General features: G+C 65.8%; 15 protein-coding genes. 2 read left to right on the top strand and 13 right to left on the bottom strand.

What is annotated here, in order from left to right:
* Positions 1-164 precede the first annotated feature (164 nt).
* Together NT151_05755 and NT151_05750 are read left to right on the top strand one after the other, a co-directional pair.
* Positions 165-731 (top strand): cytochrome C oxidase subunit II, encoded by a 567-nt coding sequence (locus NT151_05755; GenBank protein MCX6538425.1) that lies wholly within the window; start codon positions 165-167, stop codon positions 729-731.
* Positions 732-735: 4 nt separating this feature from the next.
* The gene (locus tag NT151_05750; protein ID MCX6538424.1) at positions 736-2,382 is read left to right on the top strand and encodes a cbb3-type cytochrome c oxidase subunit I; all 1,647 of its coding nucleotides are present in this window, start codon (positions 736-738) and stop codon (positions 2,380-2,382) included.
* 93 nt (positions 2,383-2,475) lie between these two features.
* On the opposite strand, the gene NT151_05745 is transcribed toward NT151_05750, so the two are convergent.
* The 13 genes from NT151_05745 to NT151_05685 all read right to left on the bottom strand — a co-directional run bounded on the left by NT151_05745 (position 2,476) and on the right by NT151_05685 (position 18,123).
* Complete coding sequence (locus NT151_05745; GenBank protein ID MCX6538423.1) at positions 2,476-5,613, bottom strand: efflux RND transporter permease subunit; 3,138 nt, start codon at positions 5,611-5,613, stop codon at positions 2,476-2,478.
* A 35-nt stretch (positions 5,614-5,648) separates the two neighbouring features.
* Positions 5,649-6,776, bottom strand: coding sequence for an efflux RND transporter periplasmic adaptor subunit (locus NT151_05740; protein ID MCX6538422.1), 1,128 nt, complete (start codon positions 6,774-6,776; stop codon positions 5,649-5,651).
* A complete protein-coding gene (locus NT151_05735) occupies positions 6,773-8,125 on the bottom strand; it encodes a TolC family protein (GenBank protein ID MCX6538421.1) in 1,353 nt (450 codons plus the stop codon). Before NT151_05735 ends, NT151_05740 begins: the two co-directional genes overlap by 4 nt.
* Positions 8,126-8,260: 135 nt before the next feature.
* The gene (locus NT151_05730) at positions 8,261-8,857 is read right to left on the bottom strand and encodes a TetR/AcrR family transcriptional regulator (GenBank protein ID MCX6538420.1); all 597 of its coding nucleotides are present in this window, start codon (positions 8,855-8,857) and stop codon (positions 8,261-8,263) included.
* 146 nt (positions 8,858-9,003) lie between these two features.
* The gene (locus NT151_05725; protein MCX6538419.1) at positions 9,004-9,351 is read right to left on the bottom strand and encodes a cupin domain-containing protein; all 348 of its coding nucleotides are present in this window, start codon (positions 9,349-9,351) and stop codon (positions 9,004-9,006) included.
* A 195-nt stretch (positions 9,352-9,546) separates the two neighbouring features.
* On the bottom strand, positions 9,547-10,989 hold the full coding sequence (locus tag NT151_05720; protein MCX6538418.1) for a DUF2867 domain-containing protein: 1,443 nt from the start codon (positions 10,987-10,989) through the stop codon (positions 9,547-9,549).
* Positions 10,990-11,080: 91 nt separating this feature from the next.
* The gene (locus NT151_05715; protein ID MCX6538417.1) at positions 11,081-11,293 is read right to left on the bottom strand and encodes a hypothetical protein; all 213 of its coding nucleotides are present in this window, start codon (positions 11,291-11,293) and stop codon (positions 11,081-11,083) included.
* Positions 11,294-11,413: 120 nt separating this feature from the next.
* On the bottom strand, positions 11,414-11,860 hold the full coding sequence (locus tag NT151_05710; protein ID MCX6538416.1) for a c-type cytochrome: 447 nt from the start codon (positions 11,858-11,860) through the stop codon (positions 11,414-11,416).
* Positions 11,857-13,860, bottom strand: coding sequence for a c-type cytochrome (locus NT151_05705; GenBank protein MCX6538415.1), 2,004 nt, complete (start codon positions 13,858-13,860; stop codon positions 11,857-11,859). Before NT151_05705 ends, NT151_05710 begins: the two co-directional genes overlap by 4 nt.
* Positions 13,851-15,092 carry a cytochrome b N-terminal domain-containing protein gene (locus NT151_05700; GenBank protein MCX6538414.1) on the bottom strand — a complete coding sequence of 414 codons (1,242 nt, stop codon included), beginning with the start codon at positions 15,090-15,092 and terminating at the stop codon, positions 13,851-13,853. Before NT151_05700 ends, NT151_05705 begins: the two co-directional genes overlap by 10 nt.
* A 24-nt stretch (positions 15,093-15,116) precedes the next feature.
* Positions 15,117-15,593, bottom strand: a complete 477-nt coding sequence (locus tag NT151_05695; protein ID MCX6538413.1) for a Rieske 2Fe-2S domain-containing protein — start codon at positions 15,591-15,593, stop codon at positions 15,117-15,119.
* Entirely contained in the window at positions 15,590-17,500 is a 1,911-nt protein-coding gene (locus NT151_05690; protein ID MCX6538412.1) for an FAD-dependent oxidoreductase, read from the bottom strand. The genes NT151_05695 and NT151_05690 overlap by 4 nt, the downstream gene beginning before the upstream one ends.
* 14 nt (positions 17,501-17,514) lie before the next feature.
* Positions 17,515-18,123, bottom strand: a complete 609-nt coding sequence (locus tag NT151_05685) for a carboxypeptidase regulatory-like domain-containing protein (protein MCX6538411.1) — start codon at positions 18,121-18,123, stop codon at positions 17,515-17,517.
* Positions 18,124-18,126 lie beyond the last annotated feature (3 nt).

The raw sequence follows: 18,126 nt of genomic DNA, 5'->3' as shown, positions 1-18,126 counted from the left end.
CTTCTGCTACCACCCGGCCCTCAGCATTGAGTCGGTTCTGGCCCACAGCCGAGGAACGGATGGTGCCGCCGGAGGAGGAATAGCAGTTCCGCGAACTGGACGCCAGCTCGGTCACGTCTGGAGTTATGATATGCGTGCCCCCGCCAGCTGAGGGAGAGATCGACATGGTTGATTCGACGACCGTCCTGTGGGGGCAGACGCTGGCCTACACGTTCTATGTCCTCGCCATGATGCTGGTGATGGGCTGGTTCGCGAGGCGCGTGACGCAGGAAGGGAAGAGCAGCAGCGTGAAGCCTGCGCTCTTCTATTCGTTCGTCACCTTCCTCGTCGTGCTTGGCTTCTCACTCCATGTCATCACCTACTACACCATTCCCTGGAAGCCGATGGATATGCACCGGGCAACCATCACGCCGGACAAGGTGTTCAACATCGGTGTGGCCTCGCACACGTTTCAGCTGCCATCGGAGAAGCTTCTCATCGCCTGCAACGAGAAGGTGCTCTTCAATGTGACGTCGAACGATTTGACGTACGGATTCGGCCTGTTTCGGAACGACCACTCGATGCTCTTCCAGATGCAGGTGGTGCCCGGACACAAGAACGACATCCTATGGCAGTTCCACACGCCCGGTGTCTACACCATCCGTTCCACAGAGTACTCGGGTCCCGCAGGGGTCGACATGACCCTGAAGGACGTCGTCGTCGTGTCGTGCGAGAAGAGCAGCACCAACTGACCCGATGTTCATCATTCCAGCGAGCTACACCATGAACTTCATCCATACCCTCGTTCACGGCGAGCAGGAGTCGTTCAAGCCGGCCACGCTCACGCCGATGCAGAAGATGATCCTCCGCTTCGTTGTCGTCGGGCTCGTCTACTACGGCTTCGCGGTCATCGAAGGCATGATCATGCGGCTGTACGAGGTCACGCCGATCCCAACGGTGTCGACGCAGCAGTTCTTCGCCATTATGACGGCCCATCCCCTGGTCGGGATCTTCGGGTCAAGCTACTCGATCGTCTTCGGCGCATTCCTCTTCCTCGTGCCCTTCTTGATGAAGAAGCCGTTGTGGAGCATCCCGCTCGCGAACTGGACCTGCGGGCTTCTGGCCGTCGGCACGTTCACCTTCTGGTTCGCTGGTTTTCTCTCTGAATACGCCCCCCTCTACACGCTGTACTGGCCCCTTCCGGCAGACTTCACGCAGTTCAGCCTCTGGGGTGGGATCTTCTTCATCGTCGGCATCGCCATCGTCATGGTCGGGACGGTGTGCTTTGTCCTCAATATCTTCAAGACGATTTCGTATACGCCCAAGGGATGGGACAAGCAGCCCGTGGGCGCGCTGCTCGGCTCGGCTTTGGGCCTGAGCGGCTTGCAGGCGTTCTTCTCCAGGAAGAAGAAGGAGCACCTGGTTTCCCTGCCCATCGCGGCGATCGCACTCGGCACGGTGGACACCGCGTTTAACGCGGGGGTCATCCTGTTCACCGGGGTACTCATCCTGGTGTACATGGTTGCCGCGTTACTCGGGCACGACCTGAAACACAGCGCGGTGGACGCACTGCTCTACAAGAACTGGTTCTGGTGGGGACTGGACCTTATCGCAGACGGCCTGGTGCTGATCTTCGTGGCAGGCACGTGGTACCTCCTCGCCACGCTCATCACGGGGAAGAAGCTCTACATGGAGAACATCGCCCGTGCCGCACTGTTTGTGGAACTGGTGGTGTCGTGGACCGTGTGGTCCCATCACCTGATGTCCGACCAGGCACAGCCAGCAATACTCAAGACGGTGTCCGGAGAGATGGTCACCGCGTTCGAGTTGATCACGCAAGGGCTCGCCTTCTTCATCACGCTCGCCACGTTGTGGAGCGCCAGGCCGTTGAAGATGACGCACCCGCTCAAGTTCCTGCTCGGCGGCCTGCTCGGTTTCGCGCTGGCCGTTCCCGCGGGCATCATGCAGGCGGACCTGGGGTTGAACAGGATCCTCCACAATACGCAGTGGATCGTCGGCCCGCACGTACACGTCGCCGTGCTGGTCGGACTGACAATGACCCTCTATTCGGTGATCTACCTGCTCTTCCCGATCGTGACCAACGGGGCGAAGCTCTACAGCGAGAAACTCGCGGTCTTCCATTTCTGGGCGCACCTGCTCGGCGGCATCGGCATGGGCGCGTTCATGGGCATGGCGGGGTTGCAGGGCATGCTGCGGCGTTCGTTGTACGTGAACGGGGAGTTCAATGTCTACATGATCCTCGCGGCGCTCTCCGGCTCACTGCTGCTGTTCGCGTTCCTGGCGTTCTTCTACAACATCGTGATGAGCCTCGGGCTGAAGGGCATCCTCGAGATATTCACGCCATCGAAGCTCGACACCAAGGAGCCCGTGCCGGCCAACTAAGACGAAACCGGTTTCATTCCGGCGCGGGTCCGGCAATGCCGCGTGGGGAACCAGACGATTCGCGGCGCCGGCGAGCCGGCGGATCCCGATCGGTCACACCCGCTCGTCTGCCCCTGCGGTCTTGGGCTCGCGCAGCCGGCGCACCGCTGTCTCTGCGTCCTCGAAGAGCGAGTACACCACGGGCACGTAGACCATGGTCAGGAACGTCGAGACCATCAGCCCGCCGATGGCGATGATCGCGAGTGGGGAGAGTCGTTCGAGCCCGATGGCCCACTCGGCGGCGATCGGGATCATGCCGACCGACGTGCCGACGGCCGTCATCAGGATCGGCCGCGTGCGAACGCGCACCGCGCCGACGAGGGCGTCGATGGTGGAGTCACCCTGCTCACGGGCAACGGCGATAAAGTCGATGAGCAGGATCGAGTTCTTGACGACGATCCCCGCCAGCAGGATGAGGCCCATGAAGGCCGGCATGCAGCTGTGCTTCCCGGCCGCGAGCATGCTCCACGCCGCCCCGATGAGCGCCAGCGGGATCGCCGACATGATCGTGAGCGGGTGCAGCCACGACTTGAACGCGGGCACCAGTGAGAAGTAGAGCAGCACGAGCCCCAGCGCGAGGGCCATCGCCAGGCGCTTGAAGGACTCGTCCATCTGCTTGATCTCCCCTTCGTGGTCGATGCGATAGCCGGGGGGAAGCACGAGGCCGTCCAGTGCCGCCTCGACATCTTCCTGCAGGTGCGAGATGGGACGTCGGCCGCGGTACGCCTGGACGTCAATGGTTCGCTCGAGGCCCTGACGGGTGATCAGGGCCGCTGCCGGCTGGCGCGCAAACACACCCAGCGCGCCCAGCGGAATCGTCCCGCGTGGCGTGCTCACGGGGTAGCTCTCCAGCTGTTCCGAACCCTGGCGGTCGGTCGGCGCCATCTGCACCCAGATGGGAAGTCCGTCTTCGCTCGCGATGCGATAGATCGAGGCCGGAACGCCGCGAACCGCGCCCTGCAATTGCGCGCTCAGCACGGCGGGCGAGAGCCCGTAGAGTGCCAACTTCTCGGGATCGGCCGAGAACCGCGTTTCATAGCTGTCAAGACGCCACGAGCGGCTGACCGAGGTGAGTCCCCGGACGCGGGTGCGCAAACGGCGCTCCACGTCGGCCCCGAGGCGGTCGAGCGTCGCCATGTCCGGCCCGGAGATCATCACATCGACGGGAGCGCGAATCGTCGAGAGCGGCGTGGCACCGAAATCGTAGACGTCCACCGCCTTGAGGCCCGGGATCCCTTGCATCTTCGCGCGCAGATCGTCTTCGACGTCCCAGATCGACGCCTTGCGGTTGAAGCGGTCCACCAGATGTACGGTGACCACTCCTTGCTGTGGAAGCCGGCCGCCGCCGAACGAGATGACCGCCGGCTCCGAGCCAATCACCGAGGATACCGAGGTGACCTCGGATCGCCCTCGAATGACCTGTTCGAGACGTGACAGCGTCCGTTCTGCCCCGGCGAGCGAGCTGTTCGAGTCGACCTCGAAGACGACCTTGATGATCCCCGAATCCATCGGTGGCATCAGATCGCGGCCGATGAGGGGCATCTGGCGCACGGAGACGGCGAACAGGACGAGGCCGGCGATAATCACCAGTCCACGGTGACGAAGCGCAAGGGCAGTGAGGCGAACATAGAAGTCGCGGATCGGACTGATGACGCGCTCGTCGAAGAGCGCTACCACCCGCTCGAACCGATTCCGCGCGGCACCGGCGCGCCGCCGCAGCAGGACCGGCGCGAGCAGTGGAATCACGGTCACCGAGACGACGTAGGACGCCACAAGCGCGATCGAGAGCGTGACTGCCAGCGGCCGCATGACCGTTTGCACGTAGCCGCCGATGAAAATGATGGGGAGAAGCACCATGACGGTGGCGTACGTTCCCGAGAAGATCGCGACCATCACCTCTTCGGTCCCGCCCACGACGGCGTCCTTCGCGTCACGCCCGGCCTCATGGTAGTGCCGCTCGATGTTCTCGAGCACGACGATGGCATCGTCCAGGAGCATGCCGACGGCCACGATGATGGCGGTGAGCGTGACCATGTTGAACTCGTAGCCACCGAGCCACATGCCCGCGAACGTGAGGAGGTAGGTGAACGGGATCGAGACGGCCGCCAGCGTCATACCCCGCCAGTCCGCCAGAAACAGGAAGATCACAAGCACCGTCATGATGACGGCGTCCCTCAGCGCGTCGAGCATGTTGCCGACCGCCCGCTGGATGAGCTCGCTTTGGCTGTCCGGGATCGAAAACTCGATGCCGGGATACGACCGCTCGAGCTCAGGCAGCAGGCCGGCCACGTCCGCGATCGTGCGCAAGGCGTTTCCCGCAGGACTGCGCTGCAAGTTGATCGCGATCGCCGGCTGGCCGTTGGCATGATAGGCGCTCTGCGCTTCCTGAGTGCCGAGTCGGATGTCCGCGATGTCGCCCAGATGGACCGTCCCGCCCGGCCGCTGGCCGATCGGAATCAGCCCGACCTCCCGCGCGCTCCGGAGTTGGCCGGTGCGTTTGAGCAGGAACTGGCTGTCGGAGGCCGTGAGGAGGCCGAGCGGCTGGTTGGCGTTGAAGGCCACCAGCGCCTGGCGCACGTCCAGCGGGGTCAATCGGTAGCGTTCGAGTCGGTCGCGGTCAAGCGATACCCGGATGATCGGGTTGTGGGCACCGAAGACCTCCGCGTTTGCCACCTCCGGCAGCTGCAACAGTCGCTCCTTGATCGCGTTGTCGGCGAGTTCCCGCACCGTCGCCAGGTCGAGGGGCGAACCCGCTTTCGGGCGCAGCGCCAGCGTGACGACGGCCGGTGTGGCCGACGAAAGCTTGAAGAGCACCGGTGAGCGCGCCGTCTCGGGCAACGCCGCCTTGACCTTCTGCAGCGCATTGCCGACGTCGGTGGCGGCCGAGTCGAGTCCCTTGGCATATTCGAATTCGGCCGTGACGGTCGAGGCTTCGTCCTTGCTCACCGACGTGACGCGCCGAACCTGCTCGATCGTGGACAACTCCTTCTCGATGAGCCGGCTGACCTCGGCTTCCACATCCTCGGCCGACGCCCCAGGCACGACGGTGACAACGGCGATCTGTGGCCGCTCGGAGTCGGGAAACAGATTGACCGGCATCTGCCGATAGCCGACCAACCCGACGACGGCGGCCAGGAGGACGAGGGACGTCAGCAGGTGCGGACGATTGATGTAGCGGGCAACCAATGACATGGAAAGCCTCTCGGATTCGAATCAGCCATCGGGGCCTATTCCCCTATGCGCACCGCCGCTCCGTCGGTCAGCATCATGAGCCGCGAAGGGCGGCCGACCACCACCATGTCGCCCTCGCGCAACGCACCCGTCACGACCGTGCCACCGGCCGCGTCGTGGGCCACCAGGCGAACCGACACCATGCGGATCTTCCCTCCAGCGACCACAAAGACGATGTGCGCTCTCTCGCTCTCGAGGACCGCGTCGGCCGGAAGAAGGAGGCCGGAAACCGCGGGCAGTGGCACCTCGACTGACACCGTCGATCCCGGAAGCAGGTTCGACCCGGGCAGATCGGCTTCGAACGTCGCCAGGCGCGACGCGTCCATCGCCGGAAAGACGCGCGACACGTGGACCGGCTGCCACGTGCCGGCCGTCTCGACGCGGATCGTCGCTCCGACCGCGATCGACTCGGCGCTTTCGGCCGGGACCTTCACGCGCACGCTGAGCCTGGCCGTGCTGACCACCGTGACGAGCGGCTTGCCGGGCGCAGCGAGATCACCCGGGCTGACATGCCGGGCCGACACCACGCCATCAAATGGCGCCTGGATGACGGCATAGCCGCGTCGCGTCCGCGCCGAGTCGAGGGTCCGGCGCGCCGTGGTGAGCTGCGCTCGGGCCGACTCCAACCGAGCTCGGGACGCGGCCAGGCTGGCCTGGGACCGGTCCCACTGCTCACGCGCGATCGCACGGGCGTTCACGAGCACCTGATCGCGGGCCGTCGCGTCTCGCTCGGCCGCGTATCCCTGCTCGGCAGCGGCGACGCCTTCGCTCGCCGCGGTAACCGTCCCTTCCGCAGCGGCGACCGCGTCTTCCAGCTCACGGGGGTCCAGCTCGACCAACGTCTGGCCCCGACGGACCGGGTCACCTTCCCGCACGGTGACGCGTACGACCTGGGACACGATTCGCGCGGCGAGTGGCGCCTCTTCGAGGGCGGCGACCTCGCCCAGGAAACGACGCGCGTCCTGCATCTGGCCGGCCCGCACACGGGCGACGGCCACAACCACGGGCGCGGGTGCCAGCGTAGGCGCGTGCTCCTTCTCGCGCACCCGCTGCACACGCACCGCGACAAGACCCGTGATGAGCAGCACGGCCAAGACCGCTCCACCGATGCGCGTCGCCTTCATTGCACCACCTCCTTTTCCACAATCGCGTTGATCCGGGCGGCGGTGGCGAACTGGTCGCCCCGCGCCTGGGCGAGAGCGCTTGCCGCCGCCAGTTCGTGGGCACGTGCCCGGAGCAGGTCGTCGACAGTACCCGCGCCGGTGTCGTACCTGATCTGTTCGATGCGCGCCGCCTCGGCGGCCGACGCGATCCGGGCGCGAGCGGCCACGACGGCCTGGCGGCTCGCCTCGAAGCGCGCCAGGGCATCGACCACCTGCGCCTCGCGGTCGAGACGAACCTTCAATGCCGCCTGGCGGGCCGCGCGCTCGGTCTCTCGAGCGCTGGCGAGTTCCGCGGATCGGGCGCCTCCGTTGAAGAGCGGCACGGAGAGCGCGACCGAGACATCCCATGTCCCGAGCTGGTCACCCATAGACACACCGTAGTTCTGCATGAGGTTGGCGCGGGCACTTACCGTCGGACGCATCGCCGCGCGCGCCACCCTGACGCCGGCTTCGGCCTGTGCGGTGGCCAATTCCCCGCGGCGGATCGGTGAGCTGTCCCGCACCAGGGCCTCCAGTTCGGAGCCGCCGTGGGTGAGCTGTGGCTCGCCGGGCGGCAGGGGATCGACCTCGAGCGTAAGCCACGGGTCACGACCGGCCAGAGCGAGCACGAGGCTGCGCACCCGGGTGTTGTCAGCGACGAGGCCCGCCCTGCGGGCTTGCGCGTCTGCCATCTCCTCATCGAGCTTCAGCAGGTCGAGACCCGGACGCCGGCCCTGGTCGACCATCAGGACCACCTTGAGCCTGGTGGCGTCGAGCGCAGCGAGGTTCTGGTCGAGCGCTCGGATAACGACCTCGAGGGCCTGAGCGGCCGTGTAGAGAGACGTGACGTTCGCCCGCACCTCCCACCGGGAACCTTCGAGAAGCAGCGCCGCCTGATCGGCTTGGAGCCGGGCGACGTCCACGGTGGCCGAGAGCCGTCCCCCAAGATAGAGCGGGACTTGGAAGGTCAGACCATAGTGAAACTGATCACGGTCCCAGGGTAGCGCGGCAAAGCCCCCAGGCCCGAACAGCTGGATGGCCATCGGGCGGAGGAGTTGGTCGTCCTGGTAGCGCGAGTAAAGCGCGACGGCGTCCACCTGGCCCCAGCGGCTGCGGGCGATCGCCCGCTCCTTCCACCGGGCCGCCCGTTGCTGGGCGTCGGCTGCCGCGAGGGCGGGCGCGTTCGTCAGGGCCGCGCCCACGGCCTCATCCAGTCGCAGGTGCACCGATGCAGCGGGCCGAGACGCAGGCACGTCCTGGCAGGCCGATGCCGGGCTCGGCGACAGCAACGCGGCGGTGATCCCACACAGGAGCGCTACGACGAGTTTCATGTCTTCTCCTCCCGGCGGCCGCTTGCCTGCTTAAACATCTTCGTGCCTCCGTCTTCCCTACCCGGCCGCTGCTCTCAGGTGCGCGGCCCTATTATATGAATCGTCATTCACTACGCTGGCAAAAAAAGGAGCTCCTCAGCGCTGCCGAATCGCTTCGCTGAACAGCATCCACGTCTGGTCGCTGTGCTTCGTCAGATCCAGCGTCCCCCCGCTCACCTGCCACAGCAAGGCGGGCGGCTGAACCAGGCCGAGAAACAAGGTGGCCACCGCCTCTGGGTCGAGATCCGGCCGAATCTCTCCCTGCAATTGGCCGTGCCGGATGATCTCGGCGACGCGCGCCAGGTAGCGCGTGACCAACGAGACCACCTTGGCCCGGTGGCGGCGATTGCCGTTGTAGGCTTCCTCCGAAAACACGATGCGGGGAATCGCATGGCTGCTGCGAATCAGCTCCATGTGCCTGCCGTGCAGGTCGCGCAGGCGCGAGAGCGCGTCGGGATGCGCCAGCGTGACGGCGGTGACGTGGTCGGTCAGCCGTTCGCTGATGAGGTCGAGGACGGCATCGAGGATGGCATCCTTGCCCGCGAAGTGTCGGTACAGGGCCGACGGGACGAGGCCGACGACGCGCGCGACGGCCGCGATGCTCAACCCCCGCACGCCCTTGCCGGCGACCACCGACAGGGCGGCCTGGGCGATTTGCTCGCGGCGAATCTCGGTGTCCCGTTTCTCAGCCATCCGTCCCTCACCTTGCTCTCTCGATTGTGAATTCTAATTCACAATATACCCCTCGTCGACGATCTTGTCAAGAGTCCCCGAAGCGGCTCGGCCAGCAGCCAGCGCAGCATGGAGCGAAAAGGTGCGATGCCGTGCCAGCGGGCCCTTTACGCCACCTTGGGGTCCCGCAACATGATGAGCAGCATTCGAGCCGGCTCAGGCGCATCGAGCGCGTGCGGAACGTCGGCGGGCATGCGCACGATCGTGCCCGGCGTCGCGCGAATCGGCGTGCCGCCGATCGTGAGGGTGAGTGAGCCTTCGAGGACCATCACGAGCGCATCAAACGGCGACGTGTGCTCGGTGAGTCCCTGCCCCGCGTCAAATGCGAAGAGTGTGATGTTGCCGCCACTGGTCTTCGCCAGCACGCGACTGGCGATTCCGTGTTCGGTGGGGCTGACGAGCGACTGAAGTAGCAACGCCTCGGCTGCCGGAATCATCTGGGTCGTTGTGGACATCGGGTCTTCCTTCCTTGCCGAGGCGAGCGCTGAACGGTTCGCGCAGAACCTTCTCCGCACGGGGCCGGATCTTCACTGGCGCTGGCTGCGTGCTATGTTACCACCGTGATTCCGCTCGCCCCCTCGCCGTGGACCGCCCCTGAGTACGAAATGCTGGGTCGGTAAGTGCGAATCCTTGAATCTGACAAGGTCGTGCTAACGCGGGTTCGTCCGAGCCTCAGCACGCCGGACGATCGCGCGGGCGAGTCCCGAGAAGATGAGCTGGTGGATTGGATACAGGGCGTGCCAATAGATGAGGCCGAACAGACCGTGCGGCTCGAAAAACGCGGTCTGGATCAGCAGCGTCCCGTCCGCGGGTCGGGGCTGGACCTCAAACTGCAGCCAGGCGAATCCGGGTAGGCCCATTTCAGCGCGCAGGCGGATGAGCCGGTTCGGTTCCACCGTTTCCACGCGCCAGAAATCGAGGGCATCGCCGGGACGCAGGTCGTCCGGGCTGCGCCGCCCGCGCCGCATGCCCACCCCGCCCAGGAGCCGATCGAGAAGGCCGCGCAGTTGCCAGAGCCAGTCGGCGTAGAACCACCCACGCGCCCCGCCGATGCCGGCAAACACCGCGTACACGTCGGCGGGTGCCGCGGCCGACCCGACGCGCCGCTCCTCAGAGACCATGCCCTCAGTAACGCGCAGGGTCACGCCGGGCTGGAGTCCCGCGCGCGCGCCAGCCCAATAGGTTTCGACCTCGCCCAAACGGGTACGCTCGGTCGCCCGTCGAACGGCTTCGGCGTAGGAAATGAGCCGGATGTCGAAGACGTAATGCGCGCTCGGATCCCGCACGATGACCTCGTTTCGTAATCCCTCGATGAGTGGGTGTGAATACGCCGCCGGAATCGGCGTCACGAGATCGACCCACCACGACGACAGACGTGGCGTGAACACGGGTAGCGAAATCAGGTAGCGCTTGAGACCTCGGGCGGCGGCATACCCCCGCATCATGTCGCCATACGTCAGGACGTCGGGCCCGCCGATTTCGAACGTTCGCCCGATCGAACGCGGCTCGTCGAGGCAGCGCATCAGGTATTCCAGCACGTTGGCGATCGCAATCGGCTGACAGCGCGTCGTCACCCAGCGCGACGTGATGATAATGGGGAGCCGTTCCGTGAGGTAGCGGATCATCTCGAACGAAACGCTGCCGGAACCGACTACGACCGCAGCGCGAAATTCCGTCACAGGCACACCTGACGCGCGCAGCACGTTCCCGACTTGGTGCCGTGACGTCAGGTGGGCCGACAGCGGCTTGTCGTCCGAGCCCAAACCGCCCAGATAGATGATGCGCTTGACGCCGGCCACGCGGGCCGCCGTGCCGAAGTTCTCAGCCGCGACCCGGTCGCGCTCGCCGAAGCCACGGGCGCCGGTCGCCATGGAGTGGACGAGGTAGTAGGCGACGTCCACGCCGACGAGAATCCGCCAGAGCGTTTTCGCGTCGAGCGCGTCGCCCTGCCGGACGTCGACATCCGGCCATGGGCGTCCGGCCAGCCGCTGCGGATCGCGCGCCAGACAGATGACGTGATGTCCGGCCGCCGCGAGCCGCGGGACGAGTCGCCCTCCGATGTACCCGGTCGCGCCGGTAACGAGGATGTTCATGTCAGGTCGTGCTTCTATCTTTGGTGGCGCGCTCATGTACCTGCGTTGCGCCATCCGAGAAGTGGTCCCCGAACATGACGCCTTGAAGACATCAAGGTCTTCCGCAAAAGGAGAAGTCCTTCAGGCCGTCATGGCGAAACGTAGCATGTTCGTGGGGATGGATGTCCACAAAGAATCGATCGACATCTCCCTCGCGGAAGAGGGGCGAGACGGCGAGGTGTTCGGTCTCGTGCTTCGCGATGGCGTCAAGATCGTGGCGATCGGTGTCGCGCTCAGTTTCGTGGGACTGATCGGCCTGCGCCACGCGCTGGTCACCGTGCTGTACGGCGTGGCACCGATGGACCCGGAAGTGATCGTCGTCGTCGCGAGCGCGCTATCGGCGGTGGCGACCTGGCAGGGAACTGAGCGAGTTGGCGTGTGCCGACTATTTCGGCGGCTTTCGGCCGAGCGCCTGACAGTACGCGGTCAGATAGTCGATCTCCTGGCGGCTCAGGCTGCGTCCCCAGGGCGGCGAGAGCGGTGAGCGGCCGACCGCCGCACTCCCCTCCGCAATCACTTTCCGTACGAGCGCCTGGTCGCTGACGTTCTTCGGCACCGTCAGGTCGGGCGGCGGTGGCGTCAGATTCGACGCGTTCTGACCGTCGCCGTGGCCTTCGTCGCCGTGACAGGTGGCGCAGTAGTGGGCGAACAGTGCTCTGCCCTGGCTCTCGGCGTAGGTGAGATTGCCCGCGCCCCGCTCTTCGGCGCGAATCGCATCGAGCAGCGGATCGCCGGGCCGCGCGGCCGGCCGGTTGCAGCCCACCAGCGCGGCCATCGCGACGGCGTATCCGACCAGCGCGAGCGCTGTCACCGATCGGCGCGCATACCTCATCGCGTACCCCCCATCTTCCCCGCCGCGCCTTCACCGATGCTGCTCAGATACGCGGTCAGCGCACGCGCATCGGCGCTCGACAGCCCGTAATCGGGCTGCAATGTGCCCGGTTTGTAGCGCGTCGGCGCCGTGAGGAACGCGGCGATCCACCCCGACTTCAGCCGTTCGCCGGTGTGCGACAGCTCCGGGCCGACGTACCCGCCGGTCGTCCCCAGCTGATGGCATGCTGCGCACCCGAGCTGCCCGTAGAGCTCCTGGCCGTGGCGCGCCTCCGCCGGCGTGAAACGCGCGTTGTACCGCTCCAGTTCGTCGTCGAGGAAGACGCTCGAGAAGTAGTCGGCGACCTCTTTTGCCTCGTCGGGCGCCATGTGGAACACCGGCATGCGCGCTTCGAGGCTGACGCGCACGGCCCCGGGGTTCAGCAGGTACGACGCGATGTAGTCGTGCTTTAACTGGCTGCCGATGCGATCGAGCGGAACGGTCGAGAGATCGCCGCCGTACCCGCCGACCGAATGACAGCTCAGGCACCGGTATCGGTCCACCAGCTCTCCGAAACGGCCGGCCGGCCGGTACGGCGCCGGCGGTTGGCGGTTTCGCACGTAGGAGGCCGGCAGGTCAGCCTTCCGGATACCCGCCAGCGCCAGCGCGATCTTCGCCGCCTGGGCGGGCGTGAACGAGAACGTCGGCATCGTCGAGGGTTGACCGAGCGCGCTGGGTAGGAGAACTTTCAGAAAGATGTAGTTCTCGGTCGTGTGCCGCACGATGTGGCTGCCGTAAAGCAGCTGGTCGGGGTCGCGATCGGCGATGCCGGCCAGGCTCGGGCCGATGCGGCCCGACTCGGTCACGCCCGGGAGCTGGTGACAGCTCGCGCAGCCCCGCTTCTCGAAGACGCTCCGTCCCGCCGCCACCGCCCGCGCGTCCTGATAGGCGGCCGGCGCCGACTCGGGCGTATCGGTCGATCGATACTGCTCGAGCAGGAACGCTGTGAGATCGCGCACCTGGTCGTCGGTGAGGCGGTACTGCAGCATCGGCGTATCCGGCTGCGTGCGATGCGGATCTTTCAGGAAGCTGAAGAGCCCGGCGCGGCGCACCTTGTCGCCGACGCGCGTCAGTTCGGGCCCCATCGTGCCGCCGCGCCCGTTGACGGCGTGGCAGCTCACGCAGCGCAGCTCGCCGAAGAGCGCGCGCCCGTTGTCCGCGCTGGCCTTCGACCAGTCGACGCCGGCGCTGTCGGGCGGAGCCTCCGCCCGCTGCGAGAGCAGGAACGCCTGCAGGCTGGCGATTTCCACGTCCGACAACCGGAAGTTGCCCATCTTCGACTGCGAGAGGTAGCTTTTCGGATCCTTCAACCACGCGCGCAGCCATTCGGGCCGGACCTTGTAGCCGATGCTCGCCAGGGCGGGGCCGCTAAACGTCACGCCCTCGAAGCCCGGGATCTCGTGGCAGGAGACGCACCCAGACTCGATGATCAGCCGGCGGCCTTCGGCCAGGCGCGGCGCGTCCGGCGGGTCGAGGGCGCGGTGGCAGGTGCCGCAGTTGGCTTCGATCGTCTCGAGCGGCCGCATCGGCCGCAGTTCGAAGTCCTGCGGTTGATGCGCGGCGGCGCGGTAGTCGGTCGCCTGGCCCTGACCGTCATGGCACACAGTGCACCCAAACCGGTCGGGCGGATGCGTCGTCAGCCAGGCGCCTGGGTGGGCGGTGAACGGCTGAGGGACGACGGCAAACGCGGGATCGTCAATCCCGAGATGGCACGTGGTGCAGCGGTCGACGCGCCCGAGGTCTTCGAGCCAGATCTGGTGAGGGCCGCCGACGTTGGCGGCCTGGGCGAGCTGGTGCGGGTTCTTGACAGTCGCTTCGAGCCTGGCGAATTGCGCCTGTGTCGTGCGCCACTCGGCGGTCCCCTCGCGCAGCAACACCCACGAGAAGATCAGCAGGAACGCCACGGCGAGGCACGCGAGCAGAATGTGCAGCCGCGCGGGAGCAATCTGCTTCACTTCCATGGCCACACCCACGCCCAGTTGGCGCCGCGGAAGAACGTCCCGATGACCGTCAGCACGACGCTCACCACAGCGAGCGTGGTGAACACCGAATTGGCCAGGCGCCGCTCTGGCGCAAACCATCGACCAGAGCCCGATGTGCCCCGGTCGATATACGGAAGGACCAGCAGTGCCAGCACAATCAGCGTTGGGACGATGACGCCACCCACCAGCGCCGAGTAGTGCACCAGCTCCTGGAGCCCGAGGAAGTACCAAGGCGCTTTCGCGGGGTTGGGCGTGCGCGTCGGATCGGCGATCTCCTCGAGTGGTGCCATGAACACCAACGAGACGACGTGAAGCACGACAATCACGGCGAGGGCGACCAACAGCTCGCGATACAACAAGTGCGGCCAGGCGAACACTTCATCGTTCGGATCGCGCGCCTCGACGGATGCGCGCGGGCGTGTGGTGAGGCCCATAAGCCCGTAGGTTTTCGCGGACGCCGGAAAGACACCGGCCCGCTCCTCCGTGGGCGACGCGGAGATCTCGGCGCCGCTCAATCCGTCCTTCCGCACGCGCCATACATGCAGGGAGATGAGCAGCAGCATCGCGAGCGGCAGGATCACGCAGTGCAGCACGTAGAAGCGCAGCAGCGTCATCGGACCAATCATGTGGCCGCCAAGCAACAGGAATTTCACCTGATCGCCAACGACCGGCGCGTACGCCGCGATGTTGGTGCCAACGGTAATGGCCCAGAACGCGAGCTGATCCCACGGCAGCAGGTATCCGGTGAACGACAAGCCAAGCGTCAAGAGCAGCAGCAAAACGCCGACGACCCAATTGAACTCGCGCGGCGGCTTGTAGGATCCGGTCCAGAACACGCGGCACATGTGCAGGAATACGACCCCCACCATCGCGTGGGCCGACCAGCGATGCATGTTGCGCAACACGATCCCGAAGGTGACGACGAACTGCAAATCCTTCATGCTCCGGTACGCTTCCGGCGGATACGGCACGTAATAGAGCATCAGCGCCAGGCCGGTCACCGAGAGGACGATGAACAGAATTCCCGAGACGAGCCCCAACGCGAACGTGTAGGTCGGCTTCAGCACGTGGCGGCTGACGCGTGCGGAATGGATGTGCAGGAACAGACTCGAGATCATCGCGGCGGCGCGGTCCTTGTCTGTCACGGGCCACCCGATACGCCAGACAGAACGGCGCACGCCGTCGAACCAGACTGCCAGTCTGTGCCGCATTGGTTGACTCACCTTGCGCTCCACTCAGGCCCGCAGGCGAAACTCGGGAGTGACTGGATGATCCAGGTCGACGACGAGGTGCGCGTGCGGCGAGAGGCTGAGCGAGTACCACGCCAGCGGTTTCGGCGCCGGCCCTTGCACGACCTGCCCGTTCTCGTTGAACTGGCTTCCATGGCAGGGACACGCGAATCCCGGGCCGCCGCGCTTCACGTTGCAGCCCAGATGTGTGCACACCGACGAGATCGTGTAGAAGCCGTCTGTCCCGTTGAACACATATAGCCGCCGGTCTGGCAGGAAGGTGACCGCGCCGGGCGGAAAACCCGACGGCGGCCCGATGTCGAACCTGCGCGACGGCTCATAGAGGACATTAGGCACGAAAAACCGCAACGTCGCGGCGAGAAAGCCTGCCGTCGCGGCACCGATGGCGATACAGCCAATCGCGAACATGCTGCGCCGCACGGGATCCGGTCGCTCCAATAGTCGCGGCCGATCGGTCGTCATGCCCGCACCTCGTTCATGGATTCGTGATACAGCCCGAGTGCTGTTTGCGGCGATTCGTCGATTTCGAGCGCTTCCATTGTGATCGCACCGGTCGGGCAGCGTTCCGCGCAGAGGCCGCACCGGATGCATCGCGTTTCGTCTTTGACAATGGCGCCCGCGTCGGCGCCACCGTCCATCCCGTCAAGCACGGCCGCGATCTCGGGACCGCCGCGCAGTCGCGACGCCGGAACAAGCGCAAGACAGGCCTCGGGACAGATCTCGACGCAGCCGCTGCACAGGATACATTTGTCCGAGTCGAAGATCGTCTCGACGTTGCACCACAAACAGCGGGACCCCTCCAGGCGGGCCTGCTCCTCGCTGTAGCCCTCCTCCACTTCCCGGAAGCCGGTGCGCCGTGTCACCGGCAGGCTCGGCACGGCCTGGCGCGGGATCCGGTCGTAGCGGTCGCCGGCGCGGTCCAAGGCAATCGGACGGAACCGCGCGTGTGCACGCGGGACGCTTCCGCCGCCGAGCGATTCGTGGATCGCCAGCGCGGCACGTTTGCCGTCAGCCTCTGCCTCGATCACGATGCGCGGCCCGAAGGCTAGATCGCCGCCGCAGTACACCCCCGGCATCGTCGTCGAGAGCGTGCGCGGATCGACCTTGATCAACCCGCGCGGCGTGATCTCGATGTCGGCATCTGCCTCCAAACAGCTCGTGTCGGGTTGCTGCCCGACGGCCAGAATGATCGTGTCAGCATCGAGGCGCCGCTCCGTGCTCGGGGTGAAGGTGGGATTGAACCGACCGGTTGCATCGAACAGCGCTGCCACGTCGAGCGTTTCCAGTCCGACGACCCGCCCCTCGTGACCGAGAATCGCCTTCGGTCCTACACCTGGCACGAGGGTGATGCCTTCCTCTTCAGCCTCGCGCACTTCGTCCGGATGCGCCGGCATCTGCACCCGCGACTCGAGGGACACCAACTGAACATGCCGCGCACCGAGGCGCAACGCCGTCCGGGCGGCATCGATGAACGCGTTGTCGTACCCCCACGTCTGGAGCAGTTGCTCGGCGCCGCCCGGCAGCTCCGGCCGTTGTTCCGACGCCGCGTACCGCAGCGCCGTCCGCGCGACGTCAATCGCCACGTTGCCACCACCGATGACGATGACGCGCTCTCCGAGCGTGACACGATACCCGAGGTTTGCATTCAGCAGGAAGTCGACGCCATTGATGACGCCGTCGAGAGCATGGCCGGGAATGTCCAGGTCGCGGCCCCGCGACGCGCCGAGCGCGAGGAATACCGCCGCAAACCCGTTGCGGCGCAGATCGCCCACCGTGAAATCCCGGCCGAGCCGCCACTCCAGCTTTAGCTCGACGCCGAGCGACAGAATCTGATCGACCTCGGCGCGAATCAGATCGCGCGACAGTCGGTACTCCGGCACGCCCTGGTAGAGCATGCCGCCGACAACCGGCGCGGCGTCGAACAACGTGACGCGGTAGCCGAGCAACGCCAGATCGTGCGCACAACTGAGGCCGGCCGGACCCGCCCCGACGACGCCGACACGGGCGGCCCCCTCCACGCTCCTCACCGCTAGCTGCAGCGGCTTCAACGCGGTCGGTTGGGCGTTCAGTGTGTTTTCGACCCCGTGCCGCTCGGTCAACGTCCGCTTGAGGGCGCGAATGGAGATTGGCTGATCGATGACGCCGCGGCGACACTCCGACTCGCAGGGATGCGCGCAAATCCGACCGCAGATCGAGGTCAACGGGTTGGGTGCTCGGGCAATCCGGTATCCGCGCGCGGTGTCCCCCTCCGCAACGGCGCGGACGTACGCGCCGGCGTTCGTGTGCACCGGGCAGGCGGTGCGGCAGGGAATGAGATTGAGGAAGTACAGAAGGTCGGGCACGACCGTCGCGTACTCTCGATTGGCCATGTCGAATCCCGCCTTCAGCGCCCCAGCACGAAATCGACCGTCGTCGGCTTGCTGGCCTCGACGATCACGGGTTTGGGTTGTGCCTTCGCCTTCTCGTGCCACACGGCAAGCGTGTAGCTGCCGGGTGGTACGTTGTCGATCTGGTAGTGTCCCTCCTTGTTGGTGACGGCGAAGAACGGGTTCTGCAGCACGACCACATAGCCTTCCATCTCGGGATGCACGCGACAGAGTTGCGTATACACGCACGGCGTCTTGGCGCACTTATTGAACGTGTAGTCCTTGCTCTGCCCTTGCGGCCACGTGCCAAGGTTGTACTTCTCGTTGTCAGGCGAGAAGACATTGTGCGGCGTCGGATCGCCGTTCAGAAACTTCACCGTCGTCCCGGCAACGATCGGCAGGACGTGCGGAACGAACTGCATCTGCCGCTGGTCCATCTGGGCGGGCTTGGCTGGCGTGAAGGAACCCGGCGCTTGCTGGATGTAGACGACCGCATCGGCACTGGACGCCAACCCGGTGACTTTGACGACGCCCGTGATGCTGTCACTGGCGCCAATTGGCGATGCCACATACGCGAGCACGATCGCCGTGCACACTGACCCGATGACGACGGAATGGCGAAACATAAT

This window comes from Acidobacteriota bacterium, from assembly GCA_026393675.1.
Classification (GTDB): domain Bacteria; phylum Acidobacteriota; class Vicinamibacteria; order Vicinamibacterales; family JAKQTR01; genus JBAXOX01.
The sequence above is the reverse complement of the archived record's forward strand: the minus strand, read 5'-3'. Positions and strand labels throughout refer to the sequence as shown.